Genomic DNA, 16143 nt, shown 5'->3' on the forward strand with positions numbered 1-16143 from the left:
TTTAACCTCTGTCTGAGTTTCGACGGTTTGAGTTTCCGCGACCACGGCGTTTTGGCGCACGAGTCTGCTCTTCTTTGACCGGATTATAAACACTGTTCATACCGTCAAGGATTTCACCGCGGAAGATCCAAACTTTTACACCGATAGTGCCGTAAGTCGTTTCCGCACGTATTGACGCATAATCAATGTCAGCACGTAGTGTGTGCAATGGCACACGACCTTCACGGTACCATTCAGTACGAGCAATCTCAGCGCCACCTAGACGACCAGAGAGCTCAACTTTGATACCTTTCGCACCAGAGCGCATGCTGTTTTGTACCGCGCGCTTCATAGCACGGCGGAACATGACACGGCGCTCAAGCTGGCTACCGATACCGTCTGCTACCAGACGAGCATCAAGATCAGGCGAGGTAATCTCTTCGATATTGACCTGAGCAGGTACGCCCATAATTTTGGTCAATTCTTTTTGCAATCTTTCGATATCTTCGCCTTTCTTACCGATAACGATACCAGGACGCGCAGTGGCAATGGTAATCTTAGCGGCGCCAGTAGGACGCTCGATCGTAATGTTGCTGATCATCGCGTTGTCTAGCTTTTTGCGCAAGTATTCACGAACTTGGATGTCGTTGATGAGGTATTCTGAGTATTGCTTTGGATCAGCATACCAGTTTGCATTATGTTTTTTGACAACACCAAGACGAATTCCGATTGGATGTACTTTCTGACCCATAGCTTATTCTCCTACCTTTATAGTGATGTGACAGGTACGCTTACTGATACGATCAGCGCGACCCTTAGCACGTGGTAGGATACGCTTTAGCGTAATGCCTTCATCAACGTAGATAGTCGCAACTTTTAGGTCGTCGATATCTAGGCCGTGATTATGTTCGGCATTGGCGATGGCTGAGTTAAGGCATTTCTTAACAAAGACTGCGCCTTTTTTATTGCTATACGTTAGGATATCCAAAGCACGCTCAATCGGCTTGCCACGAACTTCATCAGCAACGAGTCTAACTTTTTGTGCCGAGATGGCGGCACCGCGTAATTTTGCAGTTACTTCCATGGTAAGCACCTTATCTTTTTGCTTTTCTGTCAATGCCATGACCACGATACGTACGAGTCGGGGCAAATTCACCTAGTTTATGACCAACCATCTGCTCGCTGATAATGACAGGTACGTGAGTACGGCCATTATGAACAGATAAGGTTAAGCCAACCATTTGGGGCAGAATCATCGAGCGACGCGACCATGTTTTAATGGGCTTGCGTGAGTTGGTGTCAATAGCATTCTCAACTTTGGCAAACAAATGCGCATCAATGAATGGACCTTTTTTCAATGAACGAGGCATGAAATTCTTCCTTATTTCTTCTTGGCGCGGCGGCGACGGATGATCATATTGTCAGTACGCTTATTATGACGCGTTTTAAGTCCTTTAGACTTCTGACCCCAAGGGCTAGTTGGATGGCGACCTTTAACACGACCTTCACCACCACCATGTGGGTGATCAACCGGGTTCATAGCGACACCACGGACTGAAGGACGAACACCACGCCAACGTGAGGCACCGGCTTTACCAAGTGACTTCAAGTTGTTTTCAGTGTTAGATACTTCACCAATAACCGCACGGCACTCAACGTGTACACGGCGAGTCTCGCCTGAACGTAGACGTAGAATCGCGTAGATACCATCTCGGCCTAGTAGCTGTACGCTTGCACCCGCTGAACGAGCCATCTGTGCGCCTTTACCGATTTTTAATTCAATATTATGGATCACAGTACCCAAAGGGATGTTTTTAAGCGGCATACAGTTGCCTGGACGAATTGGAGCCGTATCACCTGATAATACTGAATCACCAACTTTTTGCTTCTTAGCAGCAATAATATAACGGCGCTCACCATCAGCGTACTTAAGTAGAGCAATATGAGCAGTACGGTTAGGATCATATTCGATACGCTCAACCACAGCTGGGATATTGTCTTTAGTACGTTTGAAGTCAATGATACGATAATGATGCTTGTGACCACCGCCGATGTGGCGAGAAGTTATGCGACCATTGTTATTACGACCACCTGACTTACCTTTTGATTCGACAAGTGCTGCATAAGGACGACCTTTATAAAGGTGTGGATGCACCACTTTTTCAACAAAACGACGGCCTGGTGATGTTGGCTTTGCTTTTACGATAGGCATGAGTGTAATCCTTATTCGTTGTTCGCTGTTTCACTAGTAGAATCAGTCGTATTTGCGACCTCTTCACCAGCATCAGCCATTTGTACATCTTGACCAGCTTTTAAGGTAACATAGGCTTTTTTGAAGTCATTACGACGGCCGATGCTTCTACCAAAACGCTTTGTCTTACCTTTAACATTCAAAGTGTTCACCTTAGTGACTTCAACACCTTCAAACATCAACTCAACTGCTTTTTTGATTTCAAGCTTAGTGGCATTAGAATCAACTTTGAATACTTGCACACCAAATGAATCACCAAGCATTTGAGATTTTTCTGAGAATACAGGTCCTCTTAAGACCTGATAAAGTCTTGCGTTATTCATGCTAGTGCTTCCTCAAATTGTTTCGCAGCTTCAACTGACATAATGACTTTGTCAAAGGCGATCAGGCTCACTGGATCCACTTCAGATGTACCTAGTACATTGACGTGTGGAATATTGCGAGCAGCTAAATATAAATTCTCGTCAACTTCTTTGGTGACGATCAATGCGCGCGGCGCATCTAATTCATTTAGCTTTGCGATCAGCTCTTTGGTCTTAGGTGCAGAAACACTTATCTCTTCAACTAAAATCAAACGCTCTTGGCGAATGAGTTCAGCTAGGATGCACTGCATAGCACCGCGGTACATTTTGCGGTTAACTTTTTGTGACCAGTCTTGTGGCTTCGCAGCAAATGCGCGACCACCAGAACGCCAGATTGGGCTACGAATAGAGCCTGCACGAGCGCGACCAGTACCTTTTTGGCGCCATGGCTTGATGCCACCGCCAGAAACTTCGGCACGGGTTTTCTGCGCACGTGTACCTTGGCGAGCACCAGCTAAATAAGCGGTGACGACTTGATGCACTAATGCTTCGTTGAATTCACGACCAAAAGCCGTATCAGAAAGCTCAACCGCCGCACCTGTAACTGTTTTTAAATCCACGTTAATCCCCTTGCTTAGGCTTTGACTGACGGACGTACGATGACGTCGCCACCGGTGGCACCAGGGATGGCACCCTTGATGACAAGTAACCCTTTTTCAGCGTCAACTGAGACCACTTCTAGGCCTTGTACGGTGACGCGCTTGTTACCCATCTGACCTGGCATCTTTTTGCCTTTGAATACTTTACCTGGTGACTGGTTTTGACCAGTTGAACCAAGGGCACGATGAGAGACTGAGTTACCATGAGTGGCGTCTTGCATGCTAAAGTTATGACGCTTTACGCCGCCTTGAAAGCCTTTACCTTTACTCTGTCCTGTGACATCAACAATCTGACCTTTTTCAAATAGGTCAGCTAGGATCTCACCACCAATCTCACGGCCTTCAAGGTCGCTATCATTGGTACGAAATTCCCAAACACCGCGGCCCGCTTTAACGCCAGCTTTTGCGAAGTGACCTTTTTGAGCTGCAGTTACGCGGCTGTCACGACGAGTGCCTGTGGTGATTTGAATGGCTTGATAGCCATCTACGTCATTACTTTTTACTTGAGTAATGCGGTTTGCATCGACCTCAATCACAGTAACAGGGATAGAAACACCTGCTTCTGTGAAGATTCGGGTCATGCCGCATTTTTTACCGACTAAACCGATCGCCATTTTAAACCTCTTTATATCTTCTATTAATGGATTGGGCGTTGTTGCGTATTAACCCAAAGCAATTTGGACGTCAACACCTGCCGCTAAATCTAACTTCATTAACGCGTCCACAGTTTTGTCAGTAGGCTGAACGATATCAACCATACGCTTGTGAGTACGGATTTCGTACTGGTCACGAGCGTCTTTGTTGACGTGTGGCGAGGTTAAAACGTCGAAGCGCTCAATGCGAGTCGGCAACGGTACAGGACCACAAACTTGCGCACCGGTGCGCTTTGCTGTATCAACAATCTCTTGTGCCGATTGATCAATCAGACGATGATCAAAAGACTTAAGACGGATACGGATTCTCTGGTTAGCCATGCCAGCAAGCTCCTAATATGTGCTTTGTTCATTCTTGCGCTGCAAGTGGATAAACATAAGCCGTTTGGTTAAAGATCTACTTTAAGCGGCTTCTTATTCTTTGTCAGACTTCTCTGAAAAATCAGGCTCTTGAAGAGAACCAGCAGCGTGCCAAAAGCAAAATAATTTAAAGCCCCGCCGACTCTTCCAGTTATCGGAAAATCAGCAAAGCCATAATGAAATAGTGCTAGAAACGATGCTCTAGCTGTCATAGCAGCCGCTTTTTCTTAGGCGGATGCTTATAATTCAGTGGTGTGTATTATACACACCTTGTCGCTCATTGCAAGGATAATATTAATCCAAAACGATATCGTACTGCTCTTGCGTGTATAAGTTCTCTACCTCAAAGGTAATAACTCGCCCTAGTAGATACTCCAGATCAGCGACAGTATCGGCCTCTGTGGTTAGCAGTAAGTCAATCACTGCTGCATGAGCGACCACCGTAAACTTCTTTGGCGAATTATAAGTACGCGCGCAGCGCATAATTTCGCGAAATATCTCAAAGCAGACGGTCTCAGCGGTTTTGACAAACCCGCGCCCCTCGCAAGTGGCACAAGGCTCACATAGCTGCTGACCTAAGGACTCACGCGTGCGCTTACGGGTCATCTCAACCAGACCCAGCTCGCTGACTTGGGTGATATTGGTTTTGGCATAATCTTCGGTCAATTGCTGCTGCAAGCTGCTTAGGACATCATCCTTATGCTCTTGCTCCAACATATCGATAAAGTCGAGAATAATAATACCGCCTAAATTACGCAGACGCAGCTGCCTTGCTATTGCATGCGTGGCTTCAAGGTTGGTTTTATAAACGGTATCCTCTAAGGATCTACCACCGACAAAGGAGCCAGTATTGACATCAATAGTGGTCATCGCTTCAGTTTGATCGATAATCAGATAGCCGCCTGATTTTAGGTTCACTCGGCGTTTTAGGGCATCGCTTAGATCGTCTTCAACACGGTGGACATCAAATAAAGCAGGCTCAGCGGTATAATGAATAATACGGTCATAAACAAAAGGCACAAACTCTTTGGCAAAGTAGCGTAGCTGCTCGTAGATTTGAGCATCATCGATGATGACCTTTTCGGTATCGATATGGACTAAATCACGGATGGAGCGTAGCGGCAACGATAGCTCTTGATAGATAAGCTCTGAGCTTTGATGATGTCTCATTTCTTGCCGGCGCGCACCGATAGTACGCCACAGCTGCAGCAGATAATAGATATCCTCTTCAAGCTTATTGACTGGGACACGCTCAGCGGCAGTACGCGCGATCAGGCCGCCTTGCAGATTAACCGTTTGCATCAGGCAAGTCAGCTCAGTCTTTAGGCGGCTGCGCTCCTCCTCGCCATCAATACGCTGAGAGATGCCGATATGATCACTAGATGGCAAATACACCAAATAACGTGACGGCAAAGAGATGTTAGTAGTAAGGCGCGCGCCTTTACTACCCAGCTGATCTTTAGTGACTTGTACTAAAATGCGCTGACCTTCATGCAGGCGATGTTGAATGAGGTTTTGGCTAGCCGCAGAGACGATTTCAGTGGTTTTGACCGCTGTACTTTCAGCGCTGACTACCGGCGGCGTAGCAGCGAGTGTCGACACTAAGCTTTCAGCTTTATCTTGTTGCATCTTAAGCGTGCTGGTCGTTTGGCTGTTACTGGCTGGATCTGGCTTTTGGCTAGGCTCGCTTTTACTGACAGCTCTAGGCGGACGCTGCATATCGTTGACATGCAAAAAAGCAGTACGCGATTGGCCGATGTCGACGAATGCGGCTTGCATACCAGGCAGCACTCGTACCACTGTTCCTAAATAGATGTTGCCAACTAAGCCAAGTTTATGATGGCGCTCAATGTAGATCTCACTGAGTACCCCATTATCCATAACTGCTACGCGCGACTCCATCGGACTAACATTGATCAGCAGCTCTTCAGACATAATGCCTCTTCTTATATGGTCTTATATGACACAGCTTTAATGACAGTGACTCTCGTTAAGGATTTATAGTGTAGCAAATAGCACGCGCATCTGCCCACTCCCCTGCCGTATCATTATGTGAGTTTGCTCCTCTTAGCTAACTTGCAGCTCATCAATCAAAGCGACAGTCTGCGCCAAAGGCAAACCGACGACATTGGTATAACTGCCGCTGATACGAGTAACCCAAGCAGCTGCTAAGCCCTGAATACCATAGCCGCCCGCCTTGTCTGCCGGCTCACCGCTGTCCCAATAGCTATCCATCATTGCCTGAGTTAACGGGATAAAGCTGACATCGGTACTCTCCATCATTTGCCGCTCGGCTGTGATCTGCCACAGCTCTACTCCCTTATCATCGCAAGTAAGCTGCACTTTTACCGCACGTACTGCCGTCCAGACTTGATGAGTACTATCAGACATCTGCTGCCACATGCTATGCGCATGAGCGCGATCGACTGGCTTGACCAAAACCGTCTTGCCATCAGCTAGCACGCCAATGGTATCTGCGGTCAACACAATAGCCGTTGGCGTGCTTGAGATACTCGTACGCTCAGTACGATCCGCTAGCTGTAAATTCAACTGCTCAATAGCTGCATCAGACTTATCTTTGACCATCCGCTTTATATAAGTGGTCGGCAGCTCATCGGTAAGAGGCGTCTCATCGATATCGACACTCATAGTGTCAAAGCGCAATTGCGCTAAATCTAGCAGCTCACGACGACGCGGTGAGCCAGACGCTAAAATGATAGTAGACATAATACTTTTAGGGTTCTTAGGATTGATTGCTTACAGGTTTATTGATAAAAGCGCGGATTTATAGCATCGCAAAAGCTTATGGTTAGGCTTAGTTTATAAGCCTATGATTGATCTTAACGAGTAAACTTGCGTAAAACTAAAAGCACCAAAGGCCAGCTAATGATACTTAACGCTAATGCAAAAGCGGACTGAGCGATAAAAGTGCTTTGGGTGATTAGTTGTAATAACCAAAGCGTCGATTGAAATACCAACAAGCTTATGGTGGCGACTATCCAAGCGCTAAGCGTATTTAACTGCTTGAGATAAATACTAGAGAGCCTAATCGTAAAGGCCACGACCACAGCAGCAAAAGCCTGCTGACCAAGAAGGCTATCGGTCAATAAATCAGCGATAAGACCTATAGTAAAGGCAAGAAAGACACCGGCATAACGTGGCTGGAATAATAGCCAAAAAATAAGCACCATCACCATAAATAAAGGTCGTAGCGCAGCTAAATACTGACCTAAAGGATAGACGCTAAGCGATGAAGCAACAATAAAGCTTAGCACCATAGCGCTTATCAATAGCCCAGTAGGATGTTCAGAGTCCGGATACGCCATAACTGCTACCTGTACGAAAGCTTAGCGAGGATTGCTGATAGGTTTGCTAAACATAGATAAAAAACCTTAAAGCCTGCTGTTTAAGTTACGATTAGAAGTGATACTGATAACGCTCTTAGCGGCTTAGTTAATGACGAGCTACTTCTCTAATTCGCTAACTCATCGTGCGCTCTTTATCCTGTAGCACTAAGACGTAGGCGTTATCCACAAAATTGGCCGCGGGCGTCACCTTAATGCTCTTAAAGTTATCCGCTTGTGTATCTTCGATATGTGCAATCGTACCGACGCGGTAGCCTGCTGGAATACGGCCGCCAAGGCCTGAGGATATCAGCACATCACCAACGCGCACATCTGAGGTCTTAAACACATAATTTAGACTCAAAGAGGTCGGCAGACCGACGCCTGTCACTATCGCGCGCTGACCGGTGCGCTTGACTGTTACTGCCACAGATTGCTGCTCATCACTAATGAGTAATACACGGCTGGTATTGGGATAGACGTTAATGACTTGCCCTAATATGCCATGCTCATCGATGACGGTTTGTGCCACTTGGACGCCATCGCGCTCGCCTTTGTTAATCACCACGATTTGCTTGAGCAGGTTGGTATCGGTACCAATAACTTGCGCCAGATTGAGATCAAACTGCTCAGGTCTTGTGGTCGATAAAATACCTTGCAAGCGTGCGTTTTGTGCCAAGATATAATCTTGCTGCTGAAGCTTGGCCTGCGCGTGTAGCAACTGCGACTTGAGTTGCACATTCTCACGGCGCAGCGACTCTTTGGACTGTAGCCTTCCACTCGCCCAATGTTTGGCGTAGCTTGGGAGCAGCGCTGATTGATAAATCGGCTGCATAGAGGCGTGGCTAGTATCGCGTATCGGCTTGAACCATTCTGGATTCTTACTATCAAACCACATCAAAACCAACGCCACTATCAGAGCGATAGCAGTGACGCGTAATGACAAAGGCTGACGAGCAAAAATACTGGGAGTCATATAAGATCTAGCTTCTTTAAAGAGTATAAGGGCTAAGCGGTGATTAAATATCTATAACTGATAGCAATAAAGGCCGCCTTATGACCGCCTTTATCGATAAATTTAATGAGGGTTGCTCATTTACTAAGCTGCCCATTGACTTAGACGTTTAAGCGGTTAAACGAAGATCATATTCAAGCTTTTGTTATTAATAAAATCAAGCGCCATACCGCCGCCGCGACTAACACAAGTTAATGGATCTTCAGCGACTGTCACCGGTAGGCCGGTCTCTCTTGAGACAAGCTTATCCAAATCGCGTAGCAAAGCACCGCCGCCGGTCAAGACGATACCGCGCTCAGCGATGTCCGAAGACAGCTCAGGCGGGGTCTGCTCAAGCGCGGCTTTGACCGCACTGACGATACCACTTAGCGGATCACTTAACGCTTTTTGAATCTCTTGCGAATTGATCGTAAAGGTTTTAGGCACCCCTTCAGCCATACTACGGCCACGAACCTCTACTTCTAGCTGCTCTTCTTCATTGAGCGCTGAACCGACTTCAGTCTTGATGCGCTCGGCAGTGGTTTCACCGATCACGCAGCCGTGAGTACGGCGCACATGCGTGATGATCGCTTCATCAAAGATATCACCGCCAATACGGATAGACTCAGCATAAACACAGCCCGATAGCGCGATAACTGCAATCTCAGTAGTACCGCCGCCAATATCGACCACCATAGAGCCACTTGCTTCATGGACAGGCATGCCAGCACCAATAGCCGCTGCCATTGGCTCCTCTAGCAACAAGACTTTGCTTGCACCTGCTGAAGATACCGCTTCACGAATGGCTTTGCGCTCTACTAGCGTTGACTTACAAGGTACACAAACCACCACGTTAGGCTGAGCCAAAAAGCGTTTGGCTTTTACCTTAGTAATGAAGTGTTTGAGCATCTTTTGCGTCACTTCAAAATCAGCGATGACGCCATCTTTTAAAGGCCTAATAGCGGTAATGTTCGCCGGCGTTCGACCTAGCATTTGCTTGGCATCGATACCTACCGCCGCAACCGTCGGATTTTGAGTGCGATTGCTGCGCAAAGCAACGACTGTTGGCTCATCGAGCACTACCCCTTTATTAGGGATAAAAATTAAGGTGTTGGCAGTGCCAAGATCAATGGCGATATTACTTGATAAAAATCCAAACAGGTTCATGACTATTATATCCAGCGTCTTACAAATGAAGGCAAATGAGGCGAATGAAACGGCTAAGGCGTACTTATTGGCAGTCTAAAGTCGGTATTTACCGCCTATGGTAACGAAAGCTTACCTATGCAACAAGAGGGCCCTAAACTACAAAGATGAAAGTGGGCTAAATTATACCGATTTAGGATGAAAAAAACATGGCTATTTACAGGAGTGAAGTAATAAATAACATCTTAAATGCTAGAATTTGTTACAAAAACTAAAGCGATGCCGTTCATAATTGATGCCGTTTTTAATTAGTGCAACTAAGATACAAGGTATCATCCGTCTATGCTAGTTTTTATTACGACGCTGTACTCATCAAAACAGATTTATAGCTGAGACAGCCTCTCTTTAAGAAGTAGTGAAATGCCGGTAGAAGTAACGGCAAGAATAATAGAAATAAAGAGCAAATTTAGGACAACATCGTCAATACATTGTGGTCAATTGGTGGCTAATGTGCACCTCTACTCTGTAAACTTAGCTTAGATGCTTTATAATAACACTCATATGACTATCGCGTATCAGCTCGCCCTTTGAGATTTTGAATTTTAAGCTTTTGAATACAGATAAGCGTCTCTTATTAATGAGACTTATCAAGGGGCCACAGCACTTTTATTATTTATCTTTCGTTGGAGAAATTATGTCACAGCAAGCACCCGACAAAACCTCTATTGAGCACGACCATGTAAGCCGTGAAGAGATTTTAGAAATCGCCACCTTAGCACGTTTAGGAGTGGATACAGACACCGCTGGTAGCTACGCTGAAGATATCAGTAAAGTATTAGGCCTGATGAAAACTCTAGGCGGCGTTGATACTACAGGTATTAAGGCTTTATCTAATATTCATGAAGTCTGCCAAGAACTACGCAGCGACGTCGCCAAACATGATATCGACCGCGAGCGTAACCAGTCTATGGCGCCTGCAGTCGAAGACGGTCTCTATCTCGTACCGCAAGTGATTGAATAGCCTATAGATACGAGCTTATTAGGACCTTTTACTTTTATTTCTCAACTGGCTTTTTTCACTAGCTTTATAACTACTAGCTTTATAACTCTTAGCCTTATAACTATAACGGACGACACCTTATGTCTGAGATGCATCTCTTATCTACCGAGCAGCTGATTACAGGCTTGCAGGACAAGCAATTCAGCAGTCTTGAGCTGACCGAACATTATATCAAGCGTATAGAAAACTTAGATAACCAGGTTAATAGCTTTATTACTACAACCTTTGATAGCGCTCGTGCGCAAGCTAGCGCCGCTGATGCTATGCGTGCTCAAGGCGACAAACGCCCACTGCTAGGCGTGCCAATGGCGCACAAAGATATCTTTTGTACTCAAGGGGTATTGACCACTTGTGGCTCGAAGATGCTGCATAACTTTATTTCGCCTTATGACGCGACTATCGTCAGTAACATCCGCGAGGCTGGGATGATTAATCTAGGTAAACTCAATATGGATGAGTTTGCGATGGGCTCAGACAATAGCAGCTCATATTATGGCAAGGTGCAAAACCCTTGGAACCTAGAGCGCGTTCCTGGTGGCTCATCTGGTGGTAGCGCGGCAGCAGTAGCGGCAGGCTTTGTACCTATGGCAACCGCTAGCGATACCGGCGGCTCTATTCGTCAGCCGGCATCGTTTTGTGGTTTGACTGGTATTAAGCCCACTTATGGCCGCGTCTCGCGTTTTGGCATGATTGCTTATGCGTCAAGTCTCGATCAAGCAGGCACTATGGGTCGTAGCGCGCAAGACTGCGCTTATCTTTTGCAGCCTATGGTCAGCCATGATGAGCGCGATGCTACCTCCGTCAAACATGACATTCCAGACTATGTACAAGATATCAAAGACGCTGAAGCTGCAGCGGGTGACAAGCCTCTTGATGGTCTGCGTATCGGTGTCGCAAAAGAATACTTCACCGAAGGTTTGAATCAAGAGGTCGAACAAACCGTGCGCGCGGCTCTAAAACAATACGAGGCGCTTGGCGCGACGATTGTAGAGGTTAACATTACTAACCCTGACATCACGCTCGCGACTTATTATATGTTGGCCCCTGCTGAGGCTTCCTCTAACTTGTCACGCTTCGATGGCGTGCGCTTTGGCTATCGCTGCGAAGAGCCAAAAGATTTGACTGATCTTTACACGCGCTCGCGTTCTGAAGGTTTTGGTCCTGAGGTGCAGCGCCGTATCTTGACCGGCACCTATGCGCTATCTGCAGGCTACTTTGATGCTTATTATACCAAAGCACAAAAAGTACGCCGTATGATTGTTGAGGACTTCGACAAGGCCTTTACTCATTGCGATGTCATCGCCAGTCCTACTGCGCCAACTACTGCTTATAAACTCAGTGACAACTTAGATCCAGCCGCTATGTATCTAGGCGACGTTTATACTATCGGGGTCAATTTGGCAGGCTTGCCAGCACTTAGCCAACCAGTAGGTCTAACCTCTGATGGCTTACCTGTCGGTCTACAGCTCATTGGTCAGTATTGGCAAGAGAGTAAACTGCTGAGCACCGCGCATCTGTTTCAGCAACATACCGATCATCACTTGCAAAACTCGCTTATCGCGAAGCAAAACGTATAAGTTATCTGTTGAGGGTCAAATCACTTACAGTATAAGACTACTTGGTTTCGCTGATTGGTTTTGCTGAGTAAAACTGGACTCTAATAAGGATATAAGATGACTGTTATCGATATGTTGAAACAAGATTACGGCTTAGATAATGACCAAGCAGCTGGCTTGCAGGCTAAGCTAAAAGAGTTAGAGGCGTTTTTTGATAAAAACTTTGAAGATAGTCCAAGCTTTTTCAAGACTTTCTATAGCAAGTTTGAAGAGACGATTGCTCCTTACGGTTTTGAAGAAAGGAATGCAAAGCAGGCTGAGCCTTTGGTAAGTGATCTGTATTTGCAAGGCGATTTTAAGATCTTGGTCAGCTACATTATCCCCGCTTATTATCAAAGCGGCGGCGATAGTGAGGTTTTCTCAGATACTTATACCCAACTGATGAACAGCTATTAAAGTCTGAAGGCTGAGCCAATAGCACAACACATTCGGTATTAGCGGGCTAATGAACGACGATAAATGGGTACAAATACTATTATCGTCGCTCGCGACTATAAGCCTAGAAGACTTTTAGCATACCCCTGTTTTATTTAATTTTTCGATAGGATTTTATGATGGAAATGACAGAATTTGCAACTCGTAAAGAGCTGCTCGTCGACGGCTATGAAGTCGTCATCGGTATTGAGATTCACTGTCAACTCAATACCGACAGTAAAATATTCTCAAGCGCCCCTACCGACTTTGGTAATGAGCCAAACACTCAGGCGAGTATCGTTGATCTAGGTCTCCCTGGTGTATTACCTGTCTTAAATACAGGTGTTGTCGACCGCGCCTTAAAGTTCGGTATCGGCGTCGATGCCGAATTAGGACTATTTAATACCTTTGATCGTAAAAACTACTTCTATCCTGACTTGCCTAAAGGCTATCAAATCACGCAAATGGCAAACCCTATCGTCGGCAAAGGCTATATCGATGTCGTGGTTAATGAAGGCGAAAAGAATGAATATCATAAACGTATGGGTATCACTCGCGCGCATTTAGAAGAGGATGCTGGCAAGTCTGTCCACGATGCAGTCGATGGGATGACGGGTGTCGATCTGAACCGTGCTGGCACGCCGCTCATCGAGATCGTCTCTGAGCCAGATATGCGCTCAGCGGCCGAAGCTTTGGCTTATATCAAAGCCATCCATCAACTCGTGACTTGGCTTGGTATCTCGGATGCGGTCATGGCAGAAGGCTCGTTCCGCTGCGATTGTAACGTCTCTGTGCGTCAGCCAGGCGGTGAGCTTGGCACTCGTACTGAGCTAAAAAATCTAAACTCATTTCGTTCAATCGAACGCGCTATCGCTCGCGAGATCGAACGTCAAATCGATATTATCGAGGACGGTGGTAAAGTCGTGCAAGCGACGATGCTCTATGATCTTGAAAAAGATGAAACCCGCGTCATGCGTACCAAAGAAGACGCCAATGACTATCGCTACTTCCCTGATCCTGACTTGCTACCTGTACGTATCGAGCAAGCCACCATTGATGCAATAAAAGCGGCGATGCCTGAGCTGCCTGCTCGTCGCCGTGATCGTTTCGAGAATGAGCTTGAGCTATCAGAATACGATGCGCGTATCCTAACTGGTAGCCGTGAGATTGCCGACTACTTCGAAGACGTCGTTGCTGAGGTTGGGCAAGACAATGCTAAGACTGCCGCAAACTGGGTCATGGGCGATCTGCTCGGCGCGCTCAATAAGGATGACACGGACATCACCGACTCTCCTATCAGCGCTAAACAGCTAGCAGGACTGCTTGCCAGACTGTTTGATGATACTTTATCAGGTAAATTGGCCAAGAAGGTCTTTAGCGCTTTATACGCACGTGAAGGTGGCGACGGCGATGATGCCGCAGATATTATCATCAAAGATAAAGGTCTCAAGCAAGAAACTGACACCGGCGCGATTAAAGCTATGGTCGAAGAGGTCATCGCCAACAATCAAACCATGGTCGATGAGTATAAAGGCGGTAAAGAGAAAGCCTTTAACGGTCTGGTCGGGCAAGTAATGAAAGCCAGCCGCGGTAGTGCTAACCCTCAGCAAGTCAATCAAATCTTAAAAGAGCTGCTTGGCTAGAGCGTCAGTAAGAGGGCAATGGCTGTTATAAGTGCAATTAAAAGGTGATAAAGGGCCGTAACAATTAGCTCTTGCAATCTAAAGAAATTTGGGTAGAATAGCAGTCATTCGGGGCGTAGCGCAGTCTGGTAGCGCACTACACTGGGGGTGTAGTGGTCGCAGGTTCAAATCCTGCCGTTCCGACCAAACATAGTAGTTAAACAGAAAAGCCAATCATTGCTTGCAATGGTTGGCTTTTTTTTATGCAGCTATTAAACGGACGCCTTAGTAATAGCGCTTAATTCCTCATTAATTATAAAAGTCTTCGCGCGAATACCGCTGAAGCCAAATGACTCTAAGCGTTCAGTGTGCTTGGTTTGATATCTATTAGCATCATCTAAATGGTCAAAGACATAAATACCGCCCGCCTCCTGCGTGTCTTTATTCTCTGTCCATAACTTATAGACTAAGCCTTTTTCCGTAGCAATGTCCTCTGCAAGCTCTTTCATCTGCTCATAGAACTCATCACCAAAAGGACCCGTATAAGGGAAATCCATCTGTAGCAGGTATTTCATATTTTATTCCTATGATTTATTAGACCGTGATTTATTAGGCCGTCACTTATTGGACTGTTTTAACAGGATACTGTTTATGGAATTATAGATAATGTAGATCTTGTATCATTACAACCAATTATAGGCCAACTGCCTATAGACTTTTAATCGTCAAGCGGTTAGCTTAAATAGGTCATCAACTATTCAAGTTTATGCTATGTCCGAGCCTATTGCTCAACTCTCACCGAATAACACTATGTCTAGCGGTCGTCCATCATGGGAAGCTTATCGTCGCCCTTATGTGCGTGATTTGGCGTATGTACTTGCTTGCCCTAACATCTTAACTCACTGGATCGACTTCTCGCCAGATCAAATTACTCATCCCATCGCGGTTCATAATAGTGAGTTTTGGCTAGCGCAGTTTCAAGCGTACCAGCAGCGCTTAGAGCAGCTTGATAACACTAACGCTTATCAAGATTTGACGCGTTATCTATTATCGCGGCCTAGTCCGAATCGCTTAGGCTTTCACTTTGAAGGCTTGCTATCGTTTTGGTTACAAGATGGGTTTGCACGTGGGCTGCACGCGTTTGAGACCTTAGCCAGTAATATTCAATTGTATAATGATAAGCAAACGGTAGGTGAGCTTGATTTAATTCTTTATAATCATGTGCAGCAGCAGACGGAGCATTGGGAGTTAGCGATTAAGTTCTTTATGGGCTCGCAGCCATTCGCACCGCAAGACTGGGTTGGCATCAATTCAAACGATAACCTTCAGCGCAAAATGACTTATATGCAAAATAAGCAGTTTCGCAGCGTTTGGGTAGATACTGAGGATCATGGGCGCGTCAAGATTGATAAACGTTATGGAGTGATCAAAGGTCGCTTCTTTTTGCCTGTTCATTATACTGATTTTACTTATCTTGACTGGCTAGAGCCGACATTTCCTATGCATGAATGGTGCGATATAAACGATGAAACTACTCTTGCTCATCTCGATAAAAGCTCGCTACGCCAAGCCCACTATATCGAGTGGTTCACCAAGCGCGACTTTTATGACGAGCATCAGTCGTTATCTAGTCTGCCACTAGGGTCAACGGGACAGCCACCTAAAGCGGGGCTATATTTCTTAAAAGAGCGCCCACTGGTGATTTACCCTTATGTGAGCGCTAGTAGTGAGAATAAACTCTAA

19 protein-coding genes and 1 tRNA gene are annotated in these 16143 nt (G+C 46.0%); 6 read left to right on the forward strand and 14 right to left on the reverse strand.

From position 1 onward, the window contains the following. Position 1: 1 nt before the first annotated feature. The 13 genes from rpsC to I3248_RS04340 all read right to left on the reverse strand — a co-directional run bounded on the left by rpsC (position 2) and on the right by I3248_RS04340 (position 9709). On the reverse strand, positions 2 to 730 hold the full coding sequence (gene rpsC / locus I3248_RS04280) for a 30S ribosomal protein S3 (protein WP_025644406.1): 729 nt from the start codon (positions 728 to 730) through the stop codon (positions 2 to 4). Positions 731 to 733: 3 nt separating this feature from the next. Continuing rightward, positions 734 to 1063, reverse strand: a complete 330-nt coding sequence (gene rplV / locus I3248_RS04285; RefSeq protein ID WP_025644408.1) for a 50S ribosomal protein L22 — start codon at positions 1061 to 1063, stop codon at positions 734 to 736. A gap of 10 nt (positions 1064 to 1073) precedes the next feature. Then, positions 1074 to 1349 (reverse strand): 30S ribosomal protein S19, encoded by a 276-nt coding sequence (gene rpsS / locus I3248_RS04290; RefSeq protein WP_025644410.1) that lies wholly within the window; start codon positions 1347 to 1349, stop codon positions 1074 to 1076. An 11-nt stretch (positions 1350 to 1360) separates the two neighbouring features. Beyond that, complete coding sequence (rplB, locus tag I3248_RS04295) at positions 1361 to 2191, reverse strand: 50S ribosomal protein L2 (protein WP_025644412.1); 831 nt, start codon at positions 2189 to 2191, stop codon at positions 1361 to 1363. A gap of 11 nt (positions 2192 to 2202) precedes the next feature. Beyond that, the gene (gene rplW, locus I3248_RS04300; protein WP_025644414.1) at positions 2203 to 2553 is read right to left on the reverse strand and encodes a 50S ribosomal protein L23; all 351 of its coding nucleotides are present in this window, start codon (positions 2551 to 2553) and stop codon (positions 2203 to 2205) included. Then, positions 2550 to 3152: a 50S ribosomal protein L4 gene (rplD, locus tag I3248_RS04305; protein ID WP_025644417.1), complete on the reverse strand. Its 603-nt coding sequence runs from the start codon at positions 3150 to 3152 to the stop codon at positions 2550 to 2552. The genes rplW and rplD overlap by 4 nt, the downstream gene beginning before the upstream one ends. A gap of 14 nt (positions 3153 to 3166) precedes the next feature. After that, entirely contained in the window at positions 3167 to 3805 is a 639-nt protein-coding gene (rplC, locus tag I3248_RS04310) for a 50S ribosomal protein L3 (protein ID WP_238062660.1), read from the reverse strand. A gap of 48 nt (positions 3806 to 3853) precedes the next feature. Next, positions 3854 to 4165: a 30S ribosomal protein S10 gene (gene rpsJ / locus I3248_RS04315; protein ID WP_025644420.1), complete on the reverse strand. Its 312-nt coding sequence runs from the start codon at positions 4163 to 4165 to the stop codon at positions 3854 to 3856. Between the two features lie 333 nt (positions 4166 to 4498). After that, a complete protein-coding gene (locus I3248_RS04320; RefSeq protein ID WP_238062661.1) occupies positions 4499 to 6139 on the reverse strand; it encodes an Rne/Rng family ribonuclease in 1641 nt (546 codons plus the stop codon). Positions 6140 to 6271: 132 nt separating this feature from the next. Continuing rightward, on the reverse strand, positions 6272 to 6931 hold the full coding sequence (locus tag I3248_RS04325; RefSeq protein WP_037058727.1) for a Maf family protein: 660 nt from the start codon (positions 6929 to 6931) through the stop codon (positions 6272 to 6274). A gap of 113 nt (positions 6932 to 7044) precedes the next feature. Next, on the reverse strand, positions 7045 to 7530 hold the full coding sequence (mreD, locus tag I3248_RS04330) for a rod shape-determining protein MreD (protein ID WP_025644425.1): 486 nt from the start codon (positions 7528 to 7530) through the stop codon (positions 7045 to 7047). 154 nt (positions 7531 to 7684) lie between these two features. Then, complete coding sequence (gene mreC / locus I3248_RS04335; protein WP_238062662.1) at positions 7685 to 8524, reverse strand: rod shape-determining protein MreC; 840 nt, start codon at positions 8522 to 8524, stop codon at positions 7685 to 7687. Positions 8525 to 8680: 156 nt separating this feature from the next. Beyond that, positions 8681 to 9709 (reverse strand): rod shape-determining protein, encoded by a 1029-nt coding sequence (locus tag I3248_RS04340; RefSeq protein WP_084212604.1) that lies wholly within the window; start codon positions 9707 to 9709, stop codon positions 8681 to 8683. Positions 9710 to 10382: 673 nt separating this feature from the next. On the opposite strand from I3248_RS04340, the gene gatC reads away from it, so the two are divergent. The 5 genes from gatC to I3248_RS04365 all read left to right on the forward strand — a co-directional run bounded on the left by gatC (position 10383) and on the right by I3248_RS04365 (position 14607). Then, entirely contained in the window at positions 10383 to 10709 is a 327-nt protein-coding gene (gatC, locus tag I3248_RS04345; RefSeq protein WP_025644431.1) for an Asp-tRNA(Asn)/Glu-tRNA(Gln) amidotransferase subunit GatC, read from the forward strand. 119 nt (positions 10710 to 10828) lie between these two features. Further along, positions 10829 to 12325, forward strand: a complete 1497-nt coding sequence (gatA, locus tag I3248_RS04350) for an Asp-tRNA(Asn)/Glu-tRNA(Gln) amidotransferase subunit GatA (protein WP_238062663.1) — start codon at positions 10829 to 10831, stop codon at positions 12323 to 12325. A 96-nt stretch (positions 12326 to 12421) separates the two neighbouring features. Then, positions 12422 to 12760, forward strand: coding sequence for a hypothetical protein (locus I3248_RS04355; RefSeq protein WP_025644435.1), 339 nt, complete (start codon positions 12422 to 12424; stop codon positions 12758 to 12760). A 155-nt stretch (positions 12761 to 12915) separates the two neighbouring features. Then, complete coding sequence (gatB, locus tag I3248_RS04360; protein WP_238062664.1) at positions 12916 to 14421, forward strand: Asp-tRNA(Asn)/Glu-tRNA(Gln) amidotransferase subunit GatB; 1506 nt, start codon at positions 12916 to 12918, stop codon at positions 14419 to 14421. A 109-nt stretch (positions 14422 to 14530) separates the two neighbouring features. Next, positions 14531 to 14607 (forward strand) — tRNA-Pro (locus I3248_RS04365). 65 nt (positions 14608 to 14672) lie between these two features. On the opposite strand, the gene I3248_RS04370 is transcribed toward I3248_RS04365, so the two are convergent. Then, positions 14673 to 14975, reverse strand: a complete 303-nt coding sequence (locus tag I3248_RS04370; protein WP_025644438.1) for a monooxygenase — start codon at positions 14973 to 14975, stop codon at positions 14673 to 14675. A gap of 196 nt (positions 14976 to 15171) precedes the next feature. On the opposite strand from I3248_RS04370, the gene I3248_RS04375 reads away from it, so the two are divergent. After that, positions 15172 to 16143, forward strand: a complete 972-nt coding sequence (locus I3248_RS04375; protein WP_238062665.1) for a DUF1853 family protein — start codon at positions 15172 to 15174, stop codon at positions 16141 to 16143.

Source organism: Psychrobacter sp. Ps3 (genome assembly GCF_022129275.1).
GTDB classification, from domain to species: Bacteria; Pseudomonadota; Gammaproteobacteria; order Pseudomonadales; family Moraxellaceae; genus Psychrobacter; species Psychrobacter submarinus.